This is a genomic window from Stenotrophomonas sp. STK17_22 (assembly GCF_051983905.1).
In the GTDB taxonomy this organism is placed as follows: Bacteria; Pseudomonadota; Gammaproteobacteria; order Xanthomonadales; family Xanthomonadaceae; genus Stenotrophomonas; species Stenotrophomonas maltophilia_A.
On the sequence record NZ_CP197010.1, the window covers coordinates 5,032,268 to 5,050,232 of the forward strand.

16 protein-coding genes and 1 tRNA gene are annotated in these 17,965 nt (G+C 67.0%); 12 read left to right on the forward strand and 5 right to left on the reverse strand.

From position 1 onward, the window contains the following. Positions 1-210: 210 nt before the first annotated feature. Together ACSYS9_RS23400 and ACSYS9_RS23405 are read left to right on the forward strand one after the other, a co-directional pair. On the forward strand, positions 211-1,383 hold the full coding sequence (locus ACSYS9_RS23400; protein WP_071228559.1) for a lytic polysaccharide monooxygenase: 1,173 nt from the start codon (positions 211-213) through the stop codon (positions 1,381-1,383). 178 nt (positions 1,384-1,561) lie between these two features. Next, entirely contained in the window at positions 1,562-2,737 is a 1,176-nt protein-coding gene (locus tag ACSYS9_RS23405) for a lytic polysaccharide monooxygenase (RefSeq protein WP_071228560.1), read from the forward strand. A gap of 113 nt (positions 2,738-2,850) precedes the next feature. Here the strand turns inward: ACSYS9_RS23405 and ACSYS9_RS23410 are convergent, their stop codons facing one another. After that, the gene (locus ACSYS9_RS23410; protein ID WP_080291795.1) at positions 2,851-3,600 is read right to left on the reverse strand and encodes a ferredoxin--NADP reductase; all 750 of its coding nucleotides are present in this window, start codon (positions 3,598-3,600) and stop codon (positions 2,851-2,853) included. An 84-nt stretch (positions 3,601-3,684) separates the two neighbouring features. Here ACSYS9_RS23410 and ACSYS9_RS23415 point away from each other — a divergent pair, with 84 nt between their 5' ends. The 5 genes from ACSYS9_RS23415 to ACSYS9_RS23435 all read left to right on the forward strand — a co-directional run bounded on the left by ACSYS9_RS23415 (position 3,685) and on the right by ACSYS9_RS23435 (position 8,703). Then, positions 3,685-4,653: an ABC transporter ATP-binding protein gene (locus ACSYS9_RS23415; protein WP_049400895.1), complete on the forward strand. Its 969-nt coding sequence runs from the start codon at positions 3,685-3,687 to the stop codon at positions 4,651-4,653. Beyond that, on the forward strand, positions 4,650-5,441 hold the full coding sequence (locus tag ACSYS9_RS23420; protein WP_010482250.1) for an ABC transporter permease: 792 nt from the start codon (positions 4,650-4,652) through the stop codon (positions 5,439-5,441). Before ACSYS9_RS23415 ends, ACSYS9_RS23420 begins: the two co-directional genes overlap by 4 nt. A 335-nt stretch (positions 5,442-5,776) precedes the next feature. After that, entirely contained in the window at positions 5,777-6,544 is a 768-nt protein-coding gene (locus tag ACSYS9_RS23425; protein WP_071228561.1) for a hypothetical protein, read from the forward strand. 300 nt (positions 6,545-6,844) lie between these two features. Then, positions 6,845-7,783 (forward strand): 2-dehydropantoate 2-reductase, encoded by a 939-nt coding sequence (gene panE, locus ACSYS9_RS23430; RefSeq protein ID WP_071228562.1) that lies wholly within the window; start codon positions 6,845-6,847, stop codon positions 7,781-7,783. Beyond that, positions 7,780-8,703, forward strand: coding sequence for an epimerase (locus ACSYS9_RS23435; RefSeq protein ID WP_071228563.1), 924 nt, complete (start codon positions 7,780-7,782; stop codon positions 8,701-8,703). The genes panE and ACSYS9_RS23435 overlap by 4 nt, the downstream gene beginning before the upstream one ends. Positions 8,704-8,783: 80 nt before the next feature. Here ACSYS9_RS23435 and ACSYS9_RS23440 read toward each other — a convergent pair whose 3' ends face one another. After that, the gene (locus ACSYS9_RS23440; protein ID WP_071228618.1) at positions 8,784-9,581 is read right to left on the reverse strand and encodes a TatD family hydrolase; all 798 of its coding nucleotides are present in this window, start codon (positions 9,579-9,581) and stop codon (positions 8,784-8,786) included. Between the two features lie 67 nt (positions 9,582-9,648). Here ACSYS9_RS23440 and hrpB point away from each other — a divergent pair, with 67 nt between their 5' ends. Continuing rightward, complete coding sequence (gene hrpB, locus ACSYS9_RS23445; RefSeq protein WP_071228564.1) at positions 9,649-12,153, forward strand: ATP-dependent helicase HrpB; 2,505 nt, start codon at positions 9,649-9,651, stop codon at positions 12,151-12,153. A gap of 135 nt (positions 12,154-12,288) precedes the next feature. Then, entirely contained in the window at positions 12,289-12,663 is a 375-nt protein-coding gene (locus ACSYS9_RS23450; protein ID WP_019336760.1) for a hypothetical protein, read from the forward strand. Between the two features lie 94 nt (positions 12,664-12,757). Here ACSYS9_RS23450 and ACSYS9_RS23455 read toward each other — a convergent pair whose 3' ends face one another. The 3 genes from ACSYS9_RS23455 to ACSYS9_RS23465 form a co-directional block, all read right to left on the reverse strand. Further along, positions 12,758-13,297: a pseudouridine synthase gene (locus tag ACSYS9_RS23455; RefSeq protein ID WP_071228565.1), complete on the reverse strand. Its 540-nt coding sequence runs from the start codon at positions 13,295-13,297 to the stop codon at positions 12,758-12,760. A gap of 68 nt (positions 13,298-13,365) precedes the next feature. Next, on the reverse strand, positions 13,366-13,629 hold the full coding sequence (locus tag ACSYS9_RS23460; RefSeq protein WP_223276875.1) for a hypothetical protein: 264 nt from the start codon (positions 13,627-13,629) through the stop codon (positions 13,366-13,368). A gap of 118 nt (positions 13,630-13,747) precedes the next feature. Next, positions 13,748-14,605 carry a class I SAM-dependent methyltransferase gene (locus ACSYS9_RS23465; RefSeq protein WP_071228566.1) on the reverse strand — a complete coding sequence of 286 codons (858 nt, stop codon included), beginning with the start codon at positions 14,603-14,605 and terminating at the stop codon, positions 13,748-13,750. Positions 14,606-14,774: 169 nt separating this feature from the next. Between ACSYS9_RS23465 and ACSYS9_RS23470 the strand changes: the two genes are divergently transcribed. The 3 genes from ACSYS9_RS23470 (at position 14,775) to ACSYS9_RS23480 (ending at position 17,934) form a co-directional block, all read left to right on the forward strand. Beyond that, on the forward strand, positions 14,775-15,731 hold the full coding sequence (locus ACSYS9_RS23470) for an aldo/keto reductase (protein WP_071228567.1): 957 nt from the start codon (positions 14,775-14,777) through the stop codon (positions 15,729-15,731). A gap of 647 nt (positions 15,732-16,378) precedes the next feature. Then, positions 16,379-16,452, forward strand: a tRNA-Thr gene (locus ACSYS9_RS23475). 357 nt (positions 16,453-16,809) lie between these two features. After that, the gene (locus ACSYS9_RS23480) at positions 16,810-17,934 is read left to right on the forward strand and encodes a slipin family protein (protein ID WP_071228568.1); all 1,125 of its coding nucleotides are present in this window, start codon (positions 16,810-16,812) and stop codon (positions 17,932-17,934) included. The last annotated feature ends 31 nt before the right edge of the window (positions 17,935-17,965 follow it).

Here is a 17,965-nt window from a genome sequence, read left to right on the forward strand (position 1 = left end):
TGCCACGCCGAACACGTGATCACCAGCGCATCCGTTCAGTCCCGCGTGAAGCCTGCGGGAAGGGCTTCACACCCACAGTCACGGATCGGCGCTTCCGTGGTTCCTCAGCCTGCATCGCGACTCGATACTCGCCGTGGTGCCGCCGGAAGTCCGCCGCGCAGCGCAGCTCCTGCGGTCACCGCTCCCTTTCGACGACCACAAGGATGCGCCATGTCATTCCGATCGACACCGCTGTTGCTGGCTACCTCGTTCGCCGCTGCGGGCCTGTGCCTGGCCGGCAGCGCGTTCGCCCACGGCACCATGACCACGCCGGTCAGCCGTGTCTATGCCTGCTTCCAGGGCAATCCCGAGAACCCGACCAACCCGGCCTGTGCCGCTGCAAAAGCGATTGGCGGCTCGCAGGCGTTCTACGACTGGAACGGCATCAACCAGGCCAACGCCAACGGCAACCACCAGGCCGTGGTGCCCGATGGCAAGCTGTGCAGCGGCAACAACCCGACCTTCCGCGGGCTGGATGTGAACCGCAGCGACTGGCAGACCACACCGATCCAGCCAGACGCCAGCGGCAAGTTCACCTTCGTGTTCAAGGCGACCGCGCCGCACGCCACGCGTGACTGGCGCTTCTTCGTCACCCGCGACGGCTGGCAACCGGGCAGCCCGCTGCGCTGGGCCGATCTGCAGGAGTTCTGCACGCTGGGCAACACGCCGCTGTCGGCCGATGGCACCTACAAGCTGCAGTGCACGCTGCCACAGCGCAGCGGCCAGCATGTGATCTACAACACCTGGCAGCGCTCGGATTCGACCGAAGCGTTCTACACCTGCATGGACGTGCGCTTTGAAGGAGGCGGTGGCAGCACCCCGCCCGCAGCGCAGTGGCAGGATGCCGGCCCGGTCACCGCGCGCGGCGAGCTGCCGGTCGGCACCACCCTGGCGTTGCGCGTGTTCAACGCCAACGGCAATGATGTCGAACGCGTGGAAGCGACCCTGGCCAGTGGCCAGACTGCGGCCGCGCAGTGGCCGTTGGCGCTGGCCCGCAAGGTCAATACCAGCGCCCAGCACGCACGCGTGGGCGTGCTCAGCAATGGCGTGATCACACCGACGGCCTCGGCCACCGCCAACCGCGTGTACCTGAAGGATGGCAACCGCTTCCAGCTCGATACCCAGGTGCCCGACCCCGGCACGCCATCACCGGGCGGTGATTTTGACCACGTGTATCCCGCCGGTATCGGCAGCTACGTGCCGGGCCAGACCGTGGTGAAGGGCGGCGACGGCAAGCTGTATGCCTGCCGCCCGTTCCCGGAAGGTGCATGGTGCAACGTCAACGCCGAAGCCTACCGGCCGGGCGTGGGTGCAGCATGGCGCGATGCGTGGATCGCGTACTGAGGCAGTGATGCGGGAGGCGGTGCACAGTGCACCGCCTTTCGCCCGGATGGCGGCACAGAGAGCACCGTGTTGCAGATCGAACACAGCCGCCATCGATTTCAAACTTGTCCGATGTTGCCGACGGCCCTGCATGTGAAGACTGCGCGAGGTTTCCCACACTTCGCAAAGGAGTTCCTGCATGCATCTGTCCCACCGGGCAGTCCTCGCTCTGTCCGTCGTTGCCGGCCTGGCTCTGTCCGGCAGCGCCCTCGCCCACGGCACCATGTCCAAGCCGCTCAGCCGCGTGAAGCAGTGCCACGAAGGCAATCCGGAAAACCCGACCAACCCGGCCTGTGCCGCGGCCAAGGCCATCGGCGGCGCGCAGCCGTTCTATGACTGGAGCGCGATCGCCCACGGCAACGCCAATGGCAACCACCGCGACCTGGTGCGCGATGGCGAGCTGTGCAGCGCCAGCATCCCCAAGTACCGCGGCCTCGATCTGAATCGCAGCGACTGGCCGACCACGCCGGTGCGCGCCGATTCGCGTGGCCGCTACACCTTCGAATTCCTGGCGCCGGCGCCGCACGCCACCCGCGAGTGGAAGTTCTACGTCACCCGTGACGGTTGGCAGTCGGGCAGCCCGCTGCGCTGGGCCGACCTGCAGGAATTCTGCACCCTGGGCAACGTGCCGCTGTCCGAAGGCGGTGTCTACAAGCTGGACTGCCCGCTGCCCAAGCGCACTGGCCAGCACATCATCTACAACACCTGGCAGCGCTCGGATTCGCAGGAAGCCTTCTACACCTGCATGGACGTGCGCTTCGAAGGTGGCGGTGGCGTGGTTCCGCCGCCGCAGTGGCAGGATGCCGGCGCGGTGACCGCCAATGGCGCACTGGACGTGGACAGCACCGTGACCCTGCGTGTGTTCAATGCCAACGGCAACGATCTGGAGCGCGTGGAAACCAAGCTGGCCGCTGGCCAGACCAGCCCGACGCAGTGGCCGCTGGCCCTGGCCCGCAAGGTCAATGCCAGTGCACAGCATGCGCGCGTGGGCGTGATGAAGAACGGCGTGATCACGCCGGTCGCCTCGGCCACCGACAACCGCGTGTACCTGAAGCCGGGCAACCGCTTCCAGCTGGAAACCCAGGTGCCGGGGCCGGGCCCGATCGATCCGGTCGATCCGCCGGGCGGCGACTTCGACTTCGTGTATCCGGCCGGCCTCGGCAGCTACAAGCCGGGCGAGACCGTGGTGAAGGGCACCGACGGCAAGCTGTATGCCTGCCGCCCGTTCCCGGAAGGCGCCTGGTGCAACATCAATGCCGATGCCTATCGTCCGGGCACCGGCTATGCGTGGCGCGACGCCTGGATCGCGTACTGAGGCAGGACACCGGGGGCGGCGTGATGCCGCCTCCGTTTCATGGGGTTGCCGGCCAGCGGCCGGCACTACCAGGGTCCACGCGGTTGCCGGCCAGCGGCCGGCACTACGCAGGCTTACTTGCTGCTGACGTACTTCTCGCGGCGGATCTGCGGGTTGCCCAGGCCAGCGGCCTTCAGCAGTTCGGCACAGGCGTCGACCATGTCCGGGTTGCCGCACAGATAGGCGATGTCAGTGGCCGGGTCCGGGGTGAAGCCGGCCAGCGCCTGCTGGACGTAGCCGTGCTGCACGTCTGGATGCGGATCGGCCGGCAGTTCGCGCGACAGGCATGGAACATAACGGAAGTTCGGGTGTTTTTCGGCGAAGCTGTAGAAATCTTCGCTATACAGCAGCTCGCCCGGGCTGCGCGCGCCCTGCAGCAGCACGATCTGCACGCCGCGCTCGGCCATGGCCGTTTCCAGCAGCGGCAGCATCGAGCGGTACGGGGTAACGCCAGTACCGGTGGCGATCAGCAGGTAGCGGGCGTTGTGATCACCGGGATTCAGGCAGAACCGGCCATAGGGGCCGGACGCACTGATCTGGCCGCCCTGCTCCAGCGCCTCGAACAGGGCCGTGGCGGCGCCGCCGGGTACGAAACTGACCGCGATATCCACCGCCTCGCCCGGGCCCAGCGCGTGGTCGTGGATGGTCGCCAGCGAGTAGCTGCGCTTGGTTTCGGTGCCGTCGGCGTAGCTGAAATGGACCTGGATGAACTGGCCGGGCTGGAAATCCAGCGGCTGTCCATCGTCACGCACGAACTGGTAGTGGCCGACGGTCGGGGCCAGCATGCGGCAGCCGACCAGCTTGAGGGGGAATTGAACAGGCACGACTTTTCGGGACAGTGTGTAGCCGGGGCAAGCCCTCGGGGTCTTCTATAATAGCCCCTCCCCGCCCCTCTCCAGCGCCAGCCCATGGGCGCGAAGGCTTCGAGCTTGGCATCCCAGAACGATACGGCGCCCGCCCTGCGCGTGCGCGACCTGCGCAAGACCTATGACAACGGCACCCAGGCCCTGAAGGGGGTTTCCCTGGAAGTGGCCCCGGGCGACTTCTTCGCCCTGCTCGGCCCCAACGGTGCCGGCAAGTCCACCCTGATCGGCATCATCAGCTCCCTGGTCAACCTCAGTGAGGGCCAGGTGGAAGTATTCGGCAGCGACCTGGTGCGCAACCGCAGCGCCACCATGCGCCTGATCGGGCTGGTGCCGCAGGAAATCAACTTCAACCTGTTCGAAAAGCCCTTCGACATCCTGGTGAACTACGCCGGTTTCTATGGCGTGCCGCGCGAGGAAGCCGAGCAGCGTGCCGAAGAGGAACTCAAGCGCGCCCACCTGTGGGAAAAGGCACAGGTGATGAGCCGTACGCTGTCCGGTGGCATGAAGCGCCGGCTGATGATCGCCCGCGCGATGATGACCCGCCCGCGCCTGCTGATCCTGGACGAGCCGACCGCCGGCGTGGACATCGAGATCCGCCGCGACATGTGGCGCGTGCTGAAGGAGATCAACGCCGCCGGCACCACGATCATCCTCACCACGCACTACCTGGAAGAAGCCGAGTACCTGTGCCGCCACCTGGCGATCATCAATCATGGCCAGATCGTCGAGCAGGGGCCGATGCGCACCCTGCTGGCCAAGCTGGACGTGGAAGGCTTCCTGCTGGACATCGACGGTGACCTGCCGGCGCAGCTGCCGGTGATCGAGGGCGCGACGCTGACCGCACCGGACCCGCACACGCTGGACATCGACATGCCGCGCGCGATGGACCTCAACCGCGTGTTCGCCACGCTCAACGAGTCCGGCATCCGCGTGCGTTCGATGCGTACCAAGAGCAACCGCCTGGAGGAGCTGTTCGTGCGCCTCACCGGCAACCTGGAGAAGCCTGCATGAGCACCACCGAGCTGACCGACGGCCAGCGCAACCGCGTCGCACTGATGACCATCGTGCGCCGCGAAGTCGCCCGCATCATGCGCATCTGGGGCCAGACCCTGGTGCCGCCGGCGATCACCATGACCCTGTACTTCCTGATCTTCGGCAACCTGATCGGGTCGCGCGTGGGGGACATGGGCGGCTACACCTACATGCAGTTCATCGTGCCGGGCCTGGTGATGATGAGCGTGATCCAGAACAGCTACGGCAACATCAGCTCTTCGTTCTTCGGCGCCAAATTCGGCCGCCACGTGGAAGAGCTGCTGGTCAGCCCGATGCCGAACTGGGTGATCCTGTGGGGCTACGTGGCCGGCGCGGTGCTGCGTGGCCTGATGGTGGGCGTGATCGTGCTGATCATCGCGATGTTCTTCACCCCGGTGCGCATCCCGCACCCGTTGGTGATGCTGACCACGGTGATCCTGGGTGCGACGATCTTCTCGCTGGCCGGTTTCATCAACGCGGTGTATGCGAAGAAGTTCGATGACGTGGCGATCGTGCCGACCTTCATCCTGACCCCGCTGACCTACCTGGGTGGCGTGTTTTATTCGGTGAAGCTGCTGCCGGGCTGGGCCGAGGCCGCCACGCACGCGAATCCGATCTTCTACATGGTCAATGCATTCCGCTATGGCCTGCTGGGCAGCAGCGATGTGCCGCTGCCGGTGGCCTACGGCCTGATGATCGGTTTCGTGGTGGTGCTGACGGCGCTGGCGCTGTGGTTGCTGCGCCGTGGCGTGGGCATGCGCAGCTGAGGCGTGCCTGCAGGGCCTGCGGCCCTGCACCTGCAGTGGTAGTGCCGGCCGCTGGCCGGCAACAGCAACAGCCAAGGCGGAAGCATCACGAGTTGGGCAGGGCGGTGTGGGGGTGCAGGACACGCCGTAAACCCGTCCGTGGGGGCTCGATGGCGCCATCCATGGCGCCAACGGTCCTGCACCCCCACACCGCCCCACCCCTGACAGTTTCCGTTCGCTGTTGGTAGGTGTCGACCTTGGTCGACACGGTAGATCCACGCCATGCGTGGATGGAGCGTTCACGGTAAGGCCGATGCTTGGCTCTTTTCGTTTCGGATTACGGCTAGGCTGTAGCGATGAAGATCACTTCCATTGCGTTGGACAAGGCCGTGTCGGATGGTCCGATCGATGCGTTCAGCCATGTCCTGCTGAGCGATTCGCCCATGCTGGATGAGGTGCTGGATTGCCTGGCCTCGCTGCACGTGGCTGATCCCCTTCATCGTTATCTGTGCACGCTCGACGAAGTCGGCCAGTGCCGCTACACCAGCATGCACGCGTCCGACGACGAGCGCATCGCGCTGTACGAGAACGAAGACCCGGCGACGCCTGAAGATGCGTTGGCGGCACGCGAGCGGTTGCTGGCGCACGTCGTCGCGCAGCTTGAGCATTCCACGCATCGGCTGCAGTGGACAGCGCTGGCGGGTACGTTGATGTGCAGCGACGAGGACATCGAGGCGCTGGTCGCTGCCAATGCGAAGCCGGATCTCATCATCGATGACGTGGTCTGCGTGCAGCAGGTACCCTTGACCCGTGATGACCTGCTGATCGCCGCCCTGCCCAACGGCTACTTCAGCGCGGACTGGGACATCTTCCAGAACCACGCCCTGATCCGGCATCTGCAGGAGCGCTACGACTACCGTCTGTTCGGACTCGGCGCATCGTGGCTCGGTTTCCAGCGCGACCGCGCACCGTCGCCTGCAGAGGCGAGCGCGTTGGTCGCGGACCTGCAGCGCATCTACGCGGCCGGAACGCACGACACGTGGGCACAACTGGCTGCAACGCTGGCCAACCGCACCACACTGCTATTGGGCTACACCGAAGACTTCAGCGAACAACTACCCTGAGCACCGCTCTACACGAGCGAGCGCAGCGAGCGACCCGCTTCCGCTCTTGATCTGTCTTCCGTGGTGGCCGCACCCGGAACATGTCCGTGGCCGGGCGGGTAGGTTGCGCAGGGGCGTGAGCCGCATGGATGCGGCGACCGAGCTTACATGGATGTACTTGCAGCGTCCCCTGCGCGGCCTACCCGCCCGGCCAACCCCAGTGAACAGTGCATTCCGCGAACCACCACGAGGGGCTCCGCCGTTGGCCGCAATCTCCGGCACAATCGCACTCCTGATTCCCCAGAAAACGGTGAACGTGCAATGCGCATCCTGATCCTCGGCGCCGGCGGTACCGGCGGTTACTTCGGTGGTCGCCTGGCCCAGGCCGGCGTAGATGTGACCTTCCTGGTGCGCCCCGCACGCGCCGCCCAGCTGGATCGCGACGGCCTGGTCATCCGCAGCCCGCTCGGCGATGCCAGCTTCCCGGTGCAGCACGTCACCGCCGACGCGCTGCCCGCATCGGCCGCACAGAAGCCGTTCGACCTGGTCATCCTCAGCTGCAAGGCCTATGACCTGTCCAGTTCAATCGACGCCATTGCCCCGGCTGTTGGCGCAGGCACCACCGTACTGCCGATCCTCAACGGCCTGCATCACTACAACGCACTGGACGCGCGCTTCGGCCGCGACGCCGTGCTCGGCGGCCTGTGCTTCATCAGTGCCACCAAGGCCCCCGACGGCGCCGTGCTGCACTTGGGCAAGCCGGCCAAGCTCACCTTCGGCGAACGCGATGGCGGTGCGATCTCCACGCGCGTGCGTGCCTTCGCCGCCGCCTGTGCGCAGGCCAACCTCGATCACCTGGCCAGCGAGCACATTGGCCAGGAACAGTGGATCAAGTACACGTTCCTGACCGCGCTGGCCGCCGCGACCTGCCTGCTGCGCGCGGATATCGGCAGCATCGTCGCCACCGATGATGGCGAGGCGATCGTGCGTGGCCTGTACGACGAGTGCCTGGCCGTGGCTGAGGCTGCCGGTGAACCGATTCCCGATGCCGCGCAGGACACCGCACGCGGCACCCTCACCCAGGCCGGCTCGGCACTGAAGGCTTCGATGCTGCGCGATCTGGAAGCCGGCCAGCAGGTGGAGGCAGAACAGATCGTCGGCGACATGCTGGCGCGCGCGCGCAAGGCCGACCAGGAAGCCCTGCTGCTGCAGGTCGCCTACAGCAGCCTGCAGGCCTACCAGGCACTGCGCGGCGCGTGAGCCAGACGTTGCAGGCCAGCGAGCTGCCCTCGCGGGTGCTGATCCTCGGCATGGGCTGGAGCGGGTGCGTGCTGGCTACGCATCTGCGGGCGTTGGGCGTACACGTGGCCGGCACGGTGCGCGACCCGGCGTCGTCACCGCACGATGGCCTGCCGTGCCATCAGCTGCGAGCTGACACGCCACCGTCTCCCGCCCTGCTCGATGAGATCGCGCAGGCCGAGGCCGTGCTGTGCAGCGTGCCGCCCGATGCCGAGGGTGACCCGGCACTGCGTCTGCTGCTGCCGGCACTGCAGGAAAGTCCAGCACTTCACTGGGTGGGCTATCTGTCATCCACGTCGGTCTATGCCGATCGGGCCGGCGGCTGGATCAACGCAACCAGCGTGGCCGATGCCACTGAAACGACCGGCATGCAACGCAGGCGCGCCGAGGACCAGTGGCGTGCGCTGGCGGAGCAGCGCGGTATCGCCTCGGCGGTATTCCGCCTGCCCGGACTGTACGGACCGGGGCGCAATGCGCTGCTGCAGCTGGCGCAGGGACGTGCGCGCCACGTAGTGCGTCCTGGGCTGGTATTCAACCGACTGCACGTGGATGACCTGGCAACGGTCGTTATCGCATCGATGCAGCGGCCGTGCGTGGATGGGCTGTATCTGCCAGCCGACGACGAGCCGGCACCGCCGCAGCAGGTACTGGCCTTCGCCGCGCAGCTGGGCGGGTTTGCGATGCCACCTGCCATGCCCTGGGACGATCCGGCGCTGAGCCCGACACTGCGGCGCTTCTACGAGAGCAGCAAGCGCATCGACAGTCGCGGCACGCGTGAAGCGCTGGGGTGGGAGCCGCGCTTTCCGACGTATCGGGAAGGATTGGAAGATCTGGCCGCCGCGTTCGCCGGGCATGGCCCAGCGCTACCACCGCTTCTGTAGAGTCGAGCTTGCTCGACTGCTTTTGCACGGGAGTCGAGCAAGCTCGACTCTACGACGCAGGGTCGCCGCGACGAAGGGAATCAACCCGCGTCCGGCAGGCGGAAGAACGCACGCGTCGCGGCAGTTGCATTCGCGGCGGTCACCGCCACGTCTTCGCCACGGTCACGCGCCAGTTCTTCCACGATATGCGAGAGGAACATCGGTTCGTTGCGGCGGTCCTTCGGCATCGGCTTCAGCGTGCGCGGCAGCAGGTACGGTGCGTCGGTCTCGATCATCAGGCGGTTGGCCGGGATGTTCTTCACCAGCTCGCGCAGGTGCGCGCCACGGCGTTCGTCGCACAACCAGCCGGTGATGCCGATGTACCAATCCTGGTCCAGGTAGTCGAACAGCTCGTCACGCTCACCGGTGAAGCAGTGCACCACCGCCGGGCCGATGCGACCTTCGAAGTTCTTCATCTGTGCCATGAAATCGGCATGCGCGTCGCGCTGGTGCAGGAACAGCGGCTTGCCATTGTCTGCGGCCAGCTGCAGCTGGCGCTCGAACGCACGGTGCTGGGCCGGGCGCGGCGAGAAGTCACGGAAGTAGTCCAGCCCGCACTCGCCCACCGCCACCACTTCCGGGTGCGCATGCAGCGCGCGCATCTCGGCATCGCATTCCTCGGTGTATTCCACAGCGTGGTGCGGGTGCACGCCGGCGGTGGCATACAGGAAACCAGGATGCTGCTGCGCCAGCTGCACGGCCAGCGGCGAGTGCTCGCGGCTGGCGCCGGTAATGACCATCTGCACCACGCCGGCCTGCCGTGCGCGGTCCAGCACGGCGTCGCGGTCACGGTCGAAGGAGTCGTGGGTCAGGTTGGCGCCGATATCGATCAGGTGCATGGTCATCGCGGGGGAAAAGTGCCCGCGCATTGTACCTGCGGCTGCCGTGGCCCTTTATCCTTTGCACATGAACGCCCCGCTCTTCCCGATTTCCCCGCTGTTGCCGCAGATCCAGCAGCACCTCGCCGCGCAGCCGCGGCTGGTGCTGGAGGCACCGCCCGGCGCCGGCAAGACCACCCAGGTGCCGCTGGCGCTGCTCGATGCACCGTGGCTGCAGGGGCGGAAGATCATCCTGCTGGAACCGCGCCGGGTCGCCGCACGCAGCGCCGCGCTGTTCATGGCGCGGCAGCTGGGCGAGGAGGTGGGCGGCACGGTCGGCTACCGCATCCGCTTCGAGAACAAGGTTTCGGCACGCACCCGCATTGAAGTCGTCACCGAAGGCATCCTCACCCGCATGCTGCAGGACGACCCGATGCTGGAAACCGTCGGCGCGATTCTGTTCGATGAATTCCACGAGCGCCATCTCAGCGGTGATCTCGGCCTGGCCCTGGCGCTGGACGTGCAGGCGCAGCTGCGCGACGACCTGCGCCTGGTGGTGATGTCGGCCACGCTGGATGGCGAGCGCCTTGCCCGCTTCCTTGATGCGCCGCGCCTGAGCAGCGAAGGCCGCAGCTACCCGGTGACGGTCAGCCATTTCCCGGCACGCCGCGATGAGGCGCTGGAACTGCAGGTGCGCCGCGCGGTGCAGCAGGCCCTGGCTGAACATCCCGGTGACCTGCTGGTGTTCCTGCCCGGCCAGCGCGAGATCGCGCGGGTGCAGGCCGGGCTGCAGGAATCGCTGGATGCCGGCGTGGAAGTGCTGGCCCTGCACGGTGAGCTGCCAGTGGAACAGCAGGCGCGGGTATTGCAGGCGTCCAGTGATGGCCGCCGCCGCGTGGTGCTGGCCACCAACGTCGCCGAGTCCTCGGTGACGCTACCCGGCGTGCGCGTGGTGATCGACAGCGGCCAGGCACGCGAGCCGCGCTACGACCCCAACAGCGGCTTCACCCGGCTGGACGTGGTGGCCATCGCGCAGGCATCGGCCGACCAGCGCGCGGGCCGCGCCGGCCGTGTCGCCGAGGGCGTGGCGTGGCGGCTGTGGCCGCAGTCGCAGCGGCTGGAGCCGCAGCGCCGCGCCGAAATCGATCAGGTCGAGCTGGCCGGACTGGCGCTGGAACTGGCCGCCTGGGGCAGCAGCGACCTGCGCTTCCTCGATCCGCCACCGGCCGGCCCGATGGGTGCAGCGCGCGAACTGCTGCAGCGGCTCGGCGCGCTGTCCAGCAGCGGTGCGATCACCGCACTTGGCCGCCGTGTGCTGGCGCTGGGCACGCATCCGCGGATGGCGGCGATGCTGCTGGCGGCGCCCGGTGCACGTGCGCAAGCCCTGGCCGCCGACCTGGCCGCCCTGCTGGAGGCGCGCGACCCGCTGCGCCAGGGCGGTGACGCGCTGGCGGCGCGTTGGCGTGCGCTGGCGGCGTTCCGCAATGGCCGCGCACCGGGCGACGCCAACCGCAGCGGCCTGGCCGCGATTGATGCCGCCGCAAAACAGTGGCGACGTCGCCTGCGCTGCGATGCCGCACCGCCGGCCAGCATCGAAGCCCATGAACTCGGTGACCTGCTCGCACACGCCTTCCCCGACCGCATCGGTGTCCAGCACCCCAGCGACCCACTGCGCTACCTGCTGGCCAACGGTCGCAGCGCACGCCTGCACGAGCTGAGCGACCTGCGTGGCGAGCCGTGGCTGGTAGCCAGTGAACTGCGCTTCGAGGCACGCGACGCGCTGCTGCTGCGTGCCGCACCGGTGGACGAGGGCCAGCTGCGCAAGGCGTGGCCGGAGCGCTTCGTGACCGAGGACGTAGTGCGCTGGGACAGCGAGCGTCGCGCCCTGGTGGCACTGCGCGAGACCCGTTTCGACCGCATCGTGCTGGACAGCCGCTCGGCCGGCCGGGTTGATCCGCAGCACGCCGCACAGGCGCTGACCGACGCGGTGGCCGAACTCGGCCTGCAGGCGCTGCCGTGGACCGAAGGCCTGCGCCAATGGCAGGCACGCGTGGAGTCGCTGCGGCGCTGGATGCCCGAACTCGGCCTGCCCGACTGCAGCGACGACGCCCTGCTGGCCACGCGTGCGCAATGGCTGCAGCCTGCGTTCGCCGGCAAGAGCCGCCTGGATGCGCTGGACGAGGCCAGTTTCGGCGAAGCGCTGAAGTCGCCCCTGGAGTGGTCGCAGCGGCAACTGGTTGAACGGCATGCACCCACCCGCATCACCGTGCCGTCCGGGCTGGAGCGGCCGATCATCTACGCGTTGGACAGCGAGAACGGCGAACCGTTGCCGCCGGTGCTGGCGGTGAAACTGCAGGAACTGTTCGGCCTGGCCGACACGCCGCGCATCGCCGACGGCCGCGTGCCGCTCACCCTGCACCTGCTCTCGCCCGGTGGCCGCCCGCTGCAGGTCACCCAGGACCTGCGCAACTTCTGGGAAAACACCTACGCGGAAGTGAAAAAGGAAATGAAGGGCCGTTACCCGCGGCATCCGTGGCCGGATGATCCGTGGACGGCGACGGCCACCCATCGGGCCAAGCCGCGCGGGACCTGACCGGTGGGGCCGGCTGCGGACCCTGCCTGATCCTGAATGGCTGCGGTAAAGTCACGCCACGTGTGACCTCGACTGACATACCGTTTACGGGCAACACGCGACACTGGACTTCGACCCGAGGCAAAGGACCCCCGCATGAGCAAGCTGACCGTAATCACCGACCGCGCTCTGGAGCGCGCCCTGGAGCTGGCCCACACCGCCGGCGATGGCCTGAAGAGCGCCGGTGGCAGCCTGCGCAATGCGGACTGGATCAAGACCGGCGCCGCCATCGGCGCAGTGAAGACCGGCGGCAAGGCCGCAACCAAGTTCGTGCGCCGCAATCCGGCAGTGGCCGTGGCCGCCGCTGCGGTCGGTGTAGGCCTGCTCGGCTACGCGCTGTACCGCAAGCAGCAGAAGAAGAAGGCCGCCAATGGCCACGTGGTGAATGGGCAGGCGCAGCGGATCAACGCACGTGACCGCCGCAACGACACCGTGGTGGACGAGCACAGCGATATCGGCAGCGACGCCTGAGCCTGCCGGGGTCGGTTCCCTTCCACAGGAAGGGCGCTGACCCCAAGGCACTACATGAGGGCCGGACACCGGAAGGTATCCGGCCCTTTCTGCATCAACCGATCTGCAGCCACTGCCCCGGCTGCAGGTCGTCCAGCCGGTAAGGCCCCATCGACACGCGGACCAGCCGCAGCGTCGGCAGGTTCACCGCCGCGGTCATCCGCCGCACCTGCCGGTTGCGGCCCTCGCGGATCGTGATCGCCAGCCAGGCATCGGGCACGGTCTTGCGGAAGCGCACCGGCGGATCGCGTGTCCACAGCGACGGCGCCGGATCGAGGCGCTCGATCTTCGCCGGCAGGGTCGGCCCGTCATTGAGCACCACGCCTTCGCGCAGCTGCTGCAGCTGTTCGTCGCTGGGCATGCCTTCCACCTGCACCCAGTAGGTCTTGCCGGCCTTGTGCTTCGGGTCGGTCAGCTTGTGCGCCAGCGTGCCGTTATCCGTCAGCAGCAGCAGGCCCTCGCTGTCATGGTCCAGGCGACCGGCGGCATACACGCGCGGCGGCAGGCCGAACCCGGCCAGGGTCGGCCGTGGCGGCACGCTGCGGTCGGTGAACTGGCAGAGCACGTTGAAGGGCTTGTTGAAGGCGATCAGCATTGCGGGCACGGCAGGCGGCGGGTGGGGCATTGTCCCATTCCCGCATCGCCGCCGCGATCACGGCCGGCTCAGCCGAAAACCTTCCATTCCAGCAGGAACGAGCCCAGCACCAGTGCGATGCCGCACGCGGCGATGACATTGGCCCGGCGCCGCAGGCCTGCGGCCGGCGGGTCGGCCCTGCGCGAACGTTCCTCCAGAAGGGCACCCGCGAACAGCACGGCAAACCCTACCGTCGCCATCAGATCGTGGGCATGACCACCGTAGAACACAAAATCGATCAACCGCCCCAGCACCAGCACCGCGACAGCGATGTAAAAGACCTTCTTCAACAATTCATGTCCTTGCATACGATCGAATTCCGGCGCATGGCCGGTTGGGACCAGCCATGCGCCGCGCTACGCGGGATGAGCCGAGCAGGAACGATGTCGGCCGTCCTGACCGGCACCCCTCTTACGGCTTGATGAAGCGCAGGGTCATGCGGTCGCTTTCGCCGATCGCCTGGTACTTCGCATCATCGGCCTTGTCGTGCTGGTTGGTCGGCGGCAGCGTCCACACGCCGTTCGGGTGGTCCTTGGTGTCACGCGGGTTGGCATTGACCTCGCTGCGCGCGTCCAGCTTGAAGCCAGCGGCTTCGGCCATCGCAATCACCTGCTGCTGGCCGACATAGCCGGTGTCATCGTCGTCGGCCACGTCGGCCTTGGCGCGATGCTCGACCACGCCCAGTACGCCGCCCGGCTTGAGCACGTTGAAGAAGCCCTGGAACATGCCCTGTGCCTGGCCGGCCTTGCGCCAGTTGTGCACGTTGCGGAAGGTCAGCACCACGTCGGCTGAACCGGCCGGGCCGAACACCGGCTTGGCCGGATCGTAGGCCACCACGGCGGTCTTGCCGAACTGTGCCGGTGCACCGGCGTACTTCTTTTCCAGGCTGTCGCGGCTGCGCTGCTGGTAGTCACGGCCGCGCCCTTCGGCAACGGCCATCGGATCGACCACCGCAGCAACGTAGTGGCCCTTGTCCTGCAGCAGCGGCGCCAGGATTTCCGAGTACCAGCCGTTGCCGGGGGTGATCTCGATGACGGTCTTTTCCGGCGTCACCTTGAAGAACGACAGCGTCTGCGCCGGATGACGGAAGCCATCGCGCTTGACGTTGTTGGCATCACGGGTCGACGCCTTCACTGCCGCATCGATGGCCGGTGACACCTGGATCTTCGCCGGTGCCACCCTGGCCGGTGCGGCGAACGCGGGAACAGCGGCAAGCAGGGCCGAAGCAAGCAGCAGGCGGCAACCACGCAGGGACGAAGCAGGCATCATCGGAGCGACTCCAGCGGAAGATGCGGCGAGACTAGCAGCCGCGGCGTCCCAGGTGTTCACAAAACGTTAGCTGCGTGCGCATCGCGGAACACTGTTTTGTGGTCACCGCCGCAGCACGGTCACACAACGCGTTTTATTCTGGAGCACTTCCCCCAAGGAGTCCGTGCCCATGACGGCAACCCGCGAACTGGGCCGTTCCGGCCTGCATGTACGTCCGCTCGCCTTCGGTGGCAACGTGTTCGGCTGGAGCGCCGATGAAAAGGCCAGCTTCGCCCTGCTCGATGCCTTCGTCGACGCCGGTTTCAACCTGGTCGACACCGCCGATGTGTATTCGGCCTGGGTGCCGGGCAATGTTGGTGGCGAATCGGAAACACTGATCGGCAAGTGGTTCGCCCGCAGCGGCAAGCGCGACCAGGTGGTGCTGGCGACCAAGGTGGCCAAGTGGGCCGAGCGCCCCGGCCTGACCCCGGACAACATCAATGCCGCGGTCGAGGATTCGCTGCGCCGCCTGCAGACCGACGTGATCGATCTTTACCAGGCCCATGAGGATGACGAGTCGACGCCGCTGGAAGCAACCCTGGCCGCGTTCGGCCGCCTGATCGAAGCCGGCAAGGTGCGCGCCATCGGTGCCTCCAACTACAGCGCCACGCGCCTGGCCGATGCGCTGAAGGTATCCACCGACTACAAACTGCCACGCTACGAAACCCTGCAGCCGGAGTACAACCTGTATGACCGCGCCGGCTACGAAAAGGAACTGGAACTGCTGGTGCAGCGCGAACAGATCGGGGTGATCGGCTACTACGCGCTGGCCAGTGGCTTCCTCAGCGGCAAATACCGCACGCCGGCCGATGCGGCCAAGAGCCCGGCGCGTGGCGAGAACGTGGTGAAGCGCTATCTGAATCCGCATGGCCTGCGCATCCTGCAGGCACTGGATGACGTGGCCAGCAAGCACAACGCCAGTGCCGCGCAGATCGCACTGGCGTGGCAGATCGCACGGCCGTCGATCACCGCGCCGATCGTCAGCGCCACCAGCGTCGAGCAGCTGCACGATCTGTTGGCCGCAGCCAACGTGTCGCTGAGCGTGCAGGATATCGCGCAACTCGACGCCGCCAGCACGGAAGCTTGAGACCCGGTAGTGCCGGCCGCTGGCCGGCATTGCGCGGTAAAGAAGAAAATAATTGAACAAAATGGTTGCGCACGAATAAATCGTGGTTTATCGTGCGCACCTCGTTTCAACAACCACTGGAAACTTCCCTTGAACGCGCATTCCGTCGCCATCGCCAAACTGCTGCCATGCCTGCGCATGGACGTGCTGGCGCGCGCGTTCGGCAAGGAAGACCAGCTGACAACGGCCTGATACCCGCCCTGCGGAGATCGGCCACCCCGATCTCCGAGGCTTGACGACGCCCTCGGAACGCAAGTCCCGGGGGCGTTTTCGTTTGCGTCGGCACAAGGACCCGCGATGCCAGAACTGCACCCCGCGCGGCAACCCGCCGCTCACTGACACAGGTTTTTTCCGCTCCGCCGAAGGATTTACTTCGCGCGAGTGGCGACGCCTGGACATTATCTGCATCGCATCAAAACATTATCGCTCGCGATAATGTCGATGGCCTGCACCCTCGATTCTCCAACGGTCCCGTTTCCACCACGGGCTGGTGCGCGCGGCGTTGCCGTGGCGTATGCCGGAGGTCGCGGACATGCCATCGCCTGGATCGCCTGCTGGAAGCAGGCATCGGTTCGCCGGTACGCGGTTCGATTCCGCGCGGTCCCCAACTGGATAGCTCAGCTTGGTCAGAGCAACGGATCCGTAATCCGTCTGTCGTGGGTTCGATTCCCACTCCAAACCACATGACCTGTCACGTCATGACTTGAAGCAACACCCGGGGCGCAAGCCCCAGCGGCCATCGCCGCCGTCCACGGACAACGCCTTCGGGCAGGAGCGTGGAAGGCAACGGACCGCACGCCGGGCCCCGGCCCGCCGCCACTGCCAGCCACGTTCCGCACCGGTGCTGCCTGCCGGAAACGACGATGGCAGCAGTGCCGGTGCACCGAAGGCTCCGCGCGCGGACCGTCCGCCGATGGCCGCCCTCTTCCGCTGCCTGCACGTGGTGTGCAGGCGGCCTCGCCACGACCTGATCGGCCCGGGTCATGGCGATTCATCCGCAACGGGTCGAACCACCAGAGCCATACAAGGAGAGACTCCCATGTTCTGGACCATCAAGGTCGTGATCGGCGACGGCGAGCGCGGCCTGGTGTATCGCAACCGTCGTTTCCAGCAGATCCTGCTGCCGGGCGTGCACCGCCTGTCGCCGTTCGGCGGCCACCCGCACGTGGACATCCACACCGCATCGAAGGGCGCGGCCTATACCGGCAGCGACCAGGACAGCCTGATCGAAGCGCTGGGCACCGAGCTGGACACGCACTTCGTGCTGGCCAACGTCGGCGCCAGCGAGGTCGGCCTGTTGCTGCGCAACGGCCGCATCGATGAAGTGCTGCCGCCGGGCAGCCGCCGTCTGTACTGGCGGGGTTCGGTCGACACCCAGGTGCGCGTGATGGCGCTGGGTGACGAGCCGCGCATTCCGGCGGACGTGCAGCAGCGCCTGGGCCAGTTGGGCGTGCTGCCGCGTGTGGCAGTGATCAGCACCGTGCCGAGCGAGTCGGTCGGCCTGCTGTTCATCGATGGCACGCTGCGACAGACGCTGGACGCCGGCCTGCACGCGTTCTGGAACTTCAACGGCAACGTGTCGGTGGAGCGTGTGGAGCTGCGTGCGCGTTCGCTGGACGTGTCCGGCCAGGAACTGCTCAGCCGCGACAAGGTGACCCTGCGGGTGAACCTGGCCGCGACCGTGCAGGTGGTCGACCCGGTGCGTGCACACCGCACGCTCAGCAATGCCGACGAGTTCGTCTACCGGCAGCTGCAGTTCGGCCTGCGTCAGGCGATTGCCGCGCGCAGCCTGGACGAGCTGCTGGGTGACAAGGCGGCACTGGACGGCGAGATCGCCGCCCATGTGCAGGCGGCGATCGAGGGCCACGGCGTGCGGCTGCTCGGCGTGGGCATCAAGGACGTGATCCTGCCGGGTGAGATGAAGGAGATCCTCAACGGTGTGGTGCTGGCCGAGAAGCAGGCCCAGGCCAGCGTGATCCGCCGTCGCGAGGAGGCCAACGCCACGCGTTCGCAGCTCAACACCGCAAAGCTGATCGAGGACAACCCGGTGCTGATGCGCTTGAAGGAGCTGGAAGCACTGGAGAAGGTCACCGAGAAGATCGACAAGCTCACCGTGTTCGGCGGCCTGGATGGCGTGCTGAAGCAGCTGGTGACGATCAGGTAGGGGGTAGCGGTGGCGCAGGGACGCGCCACCG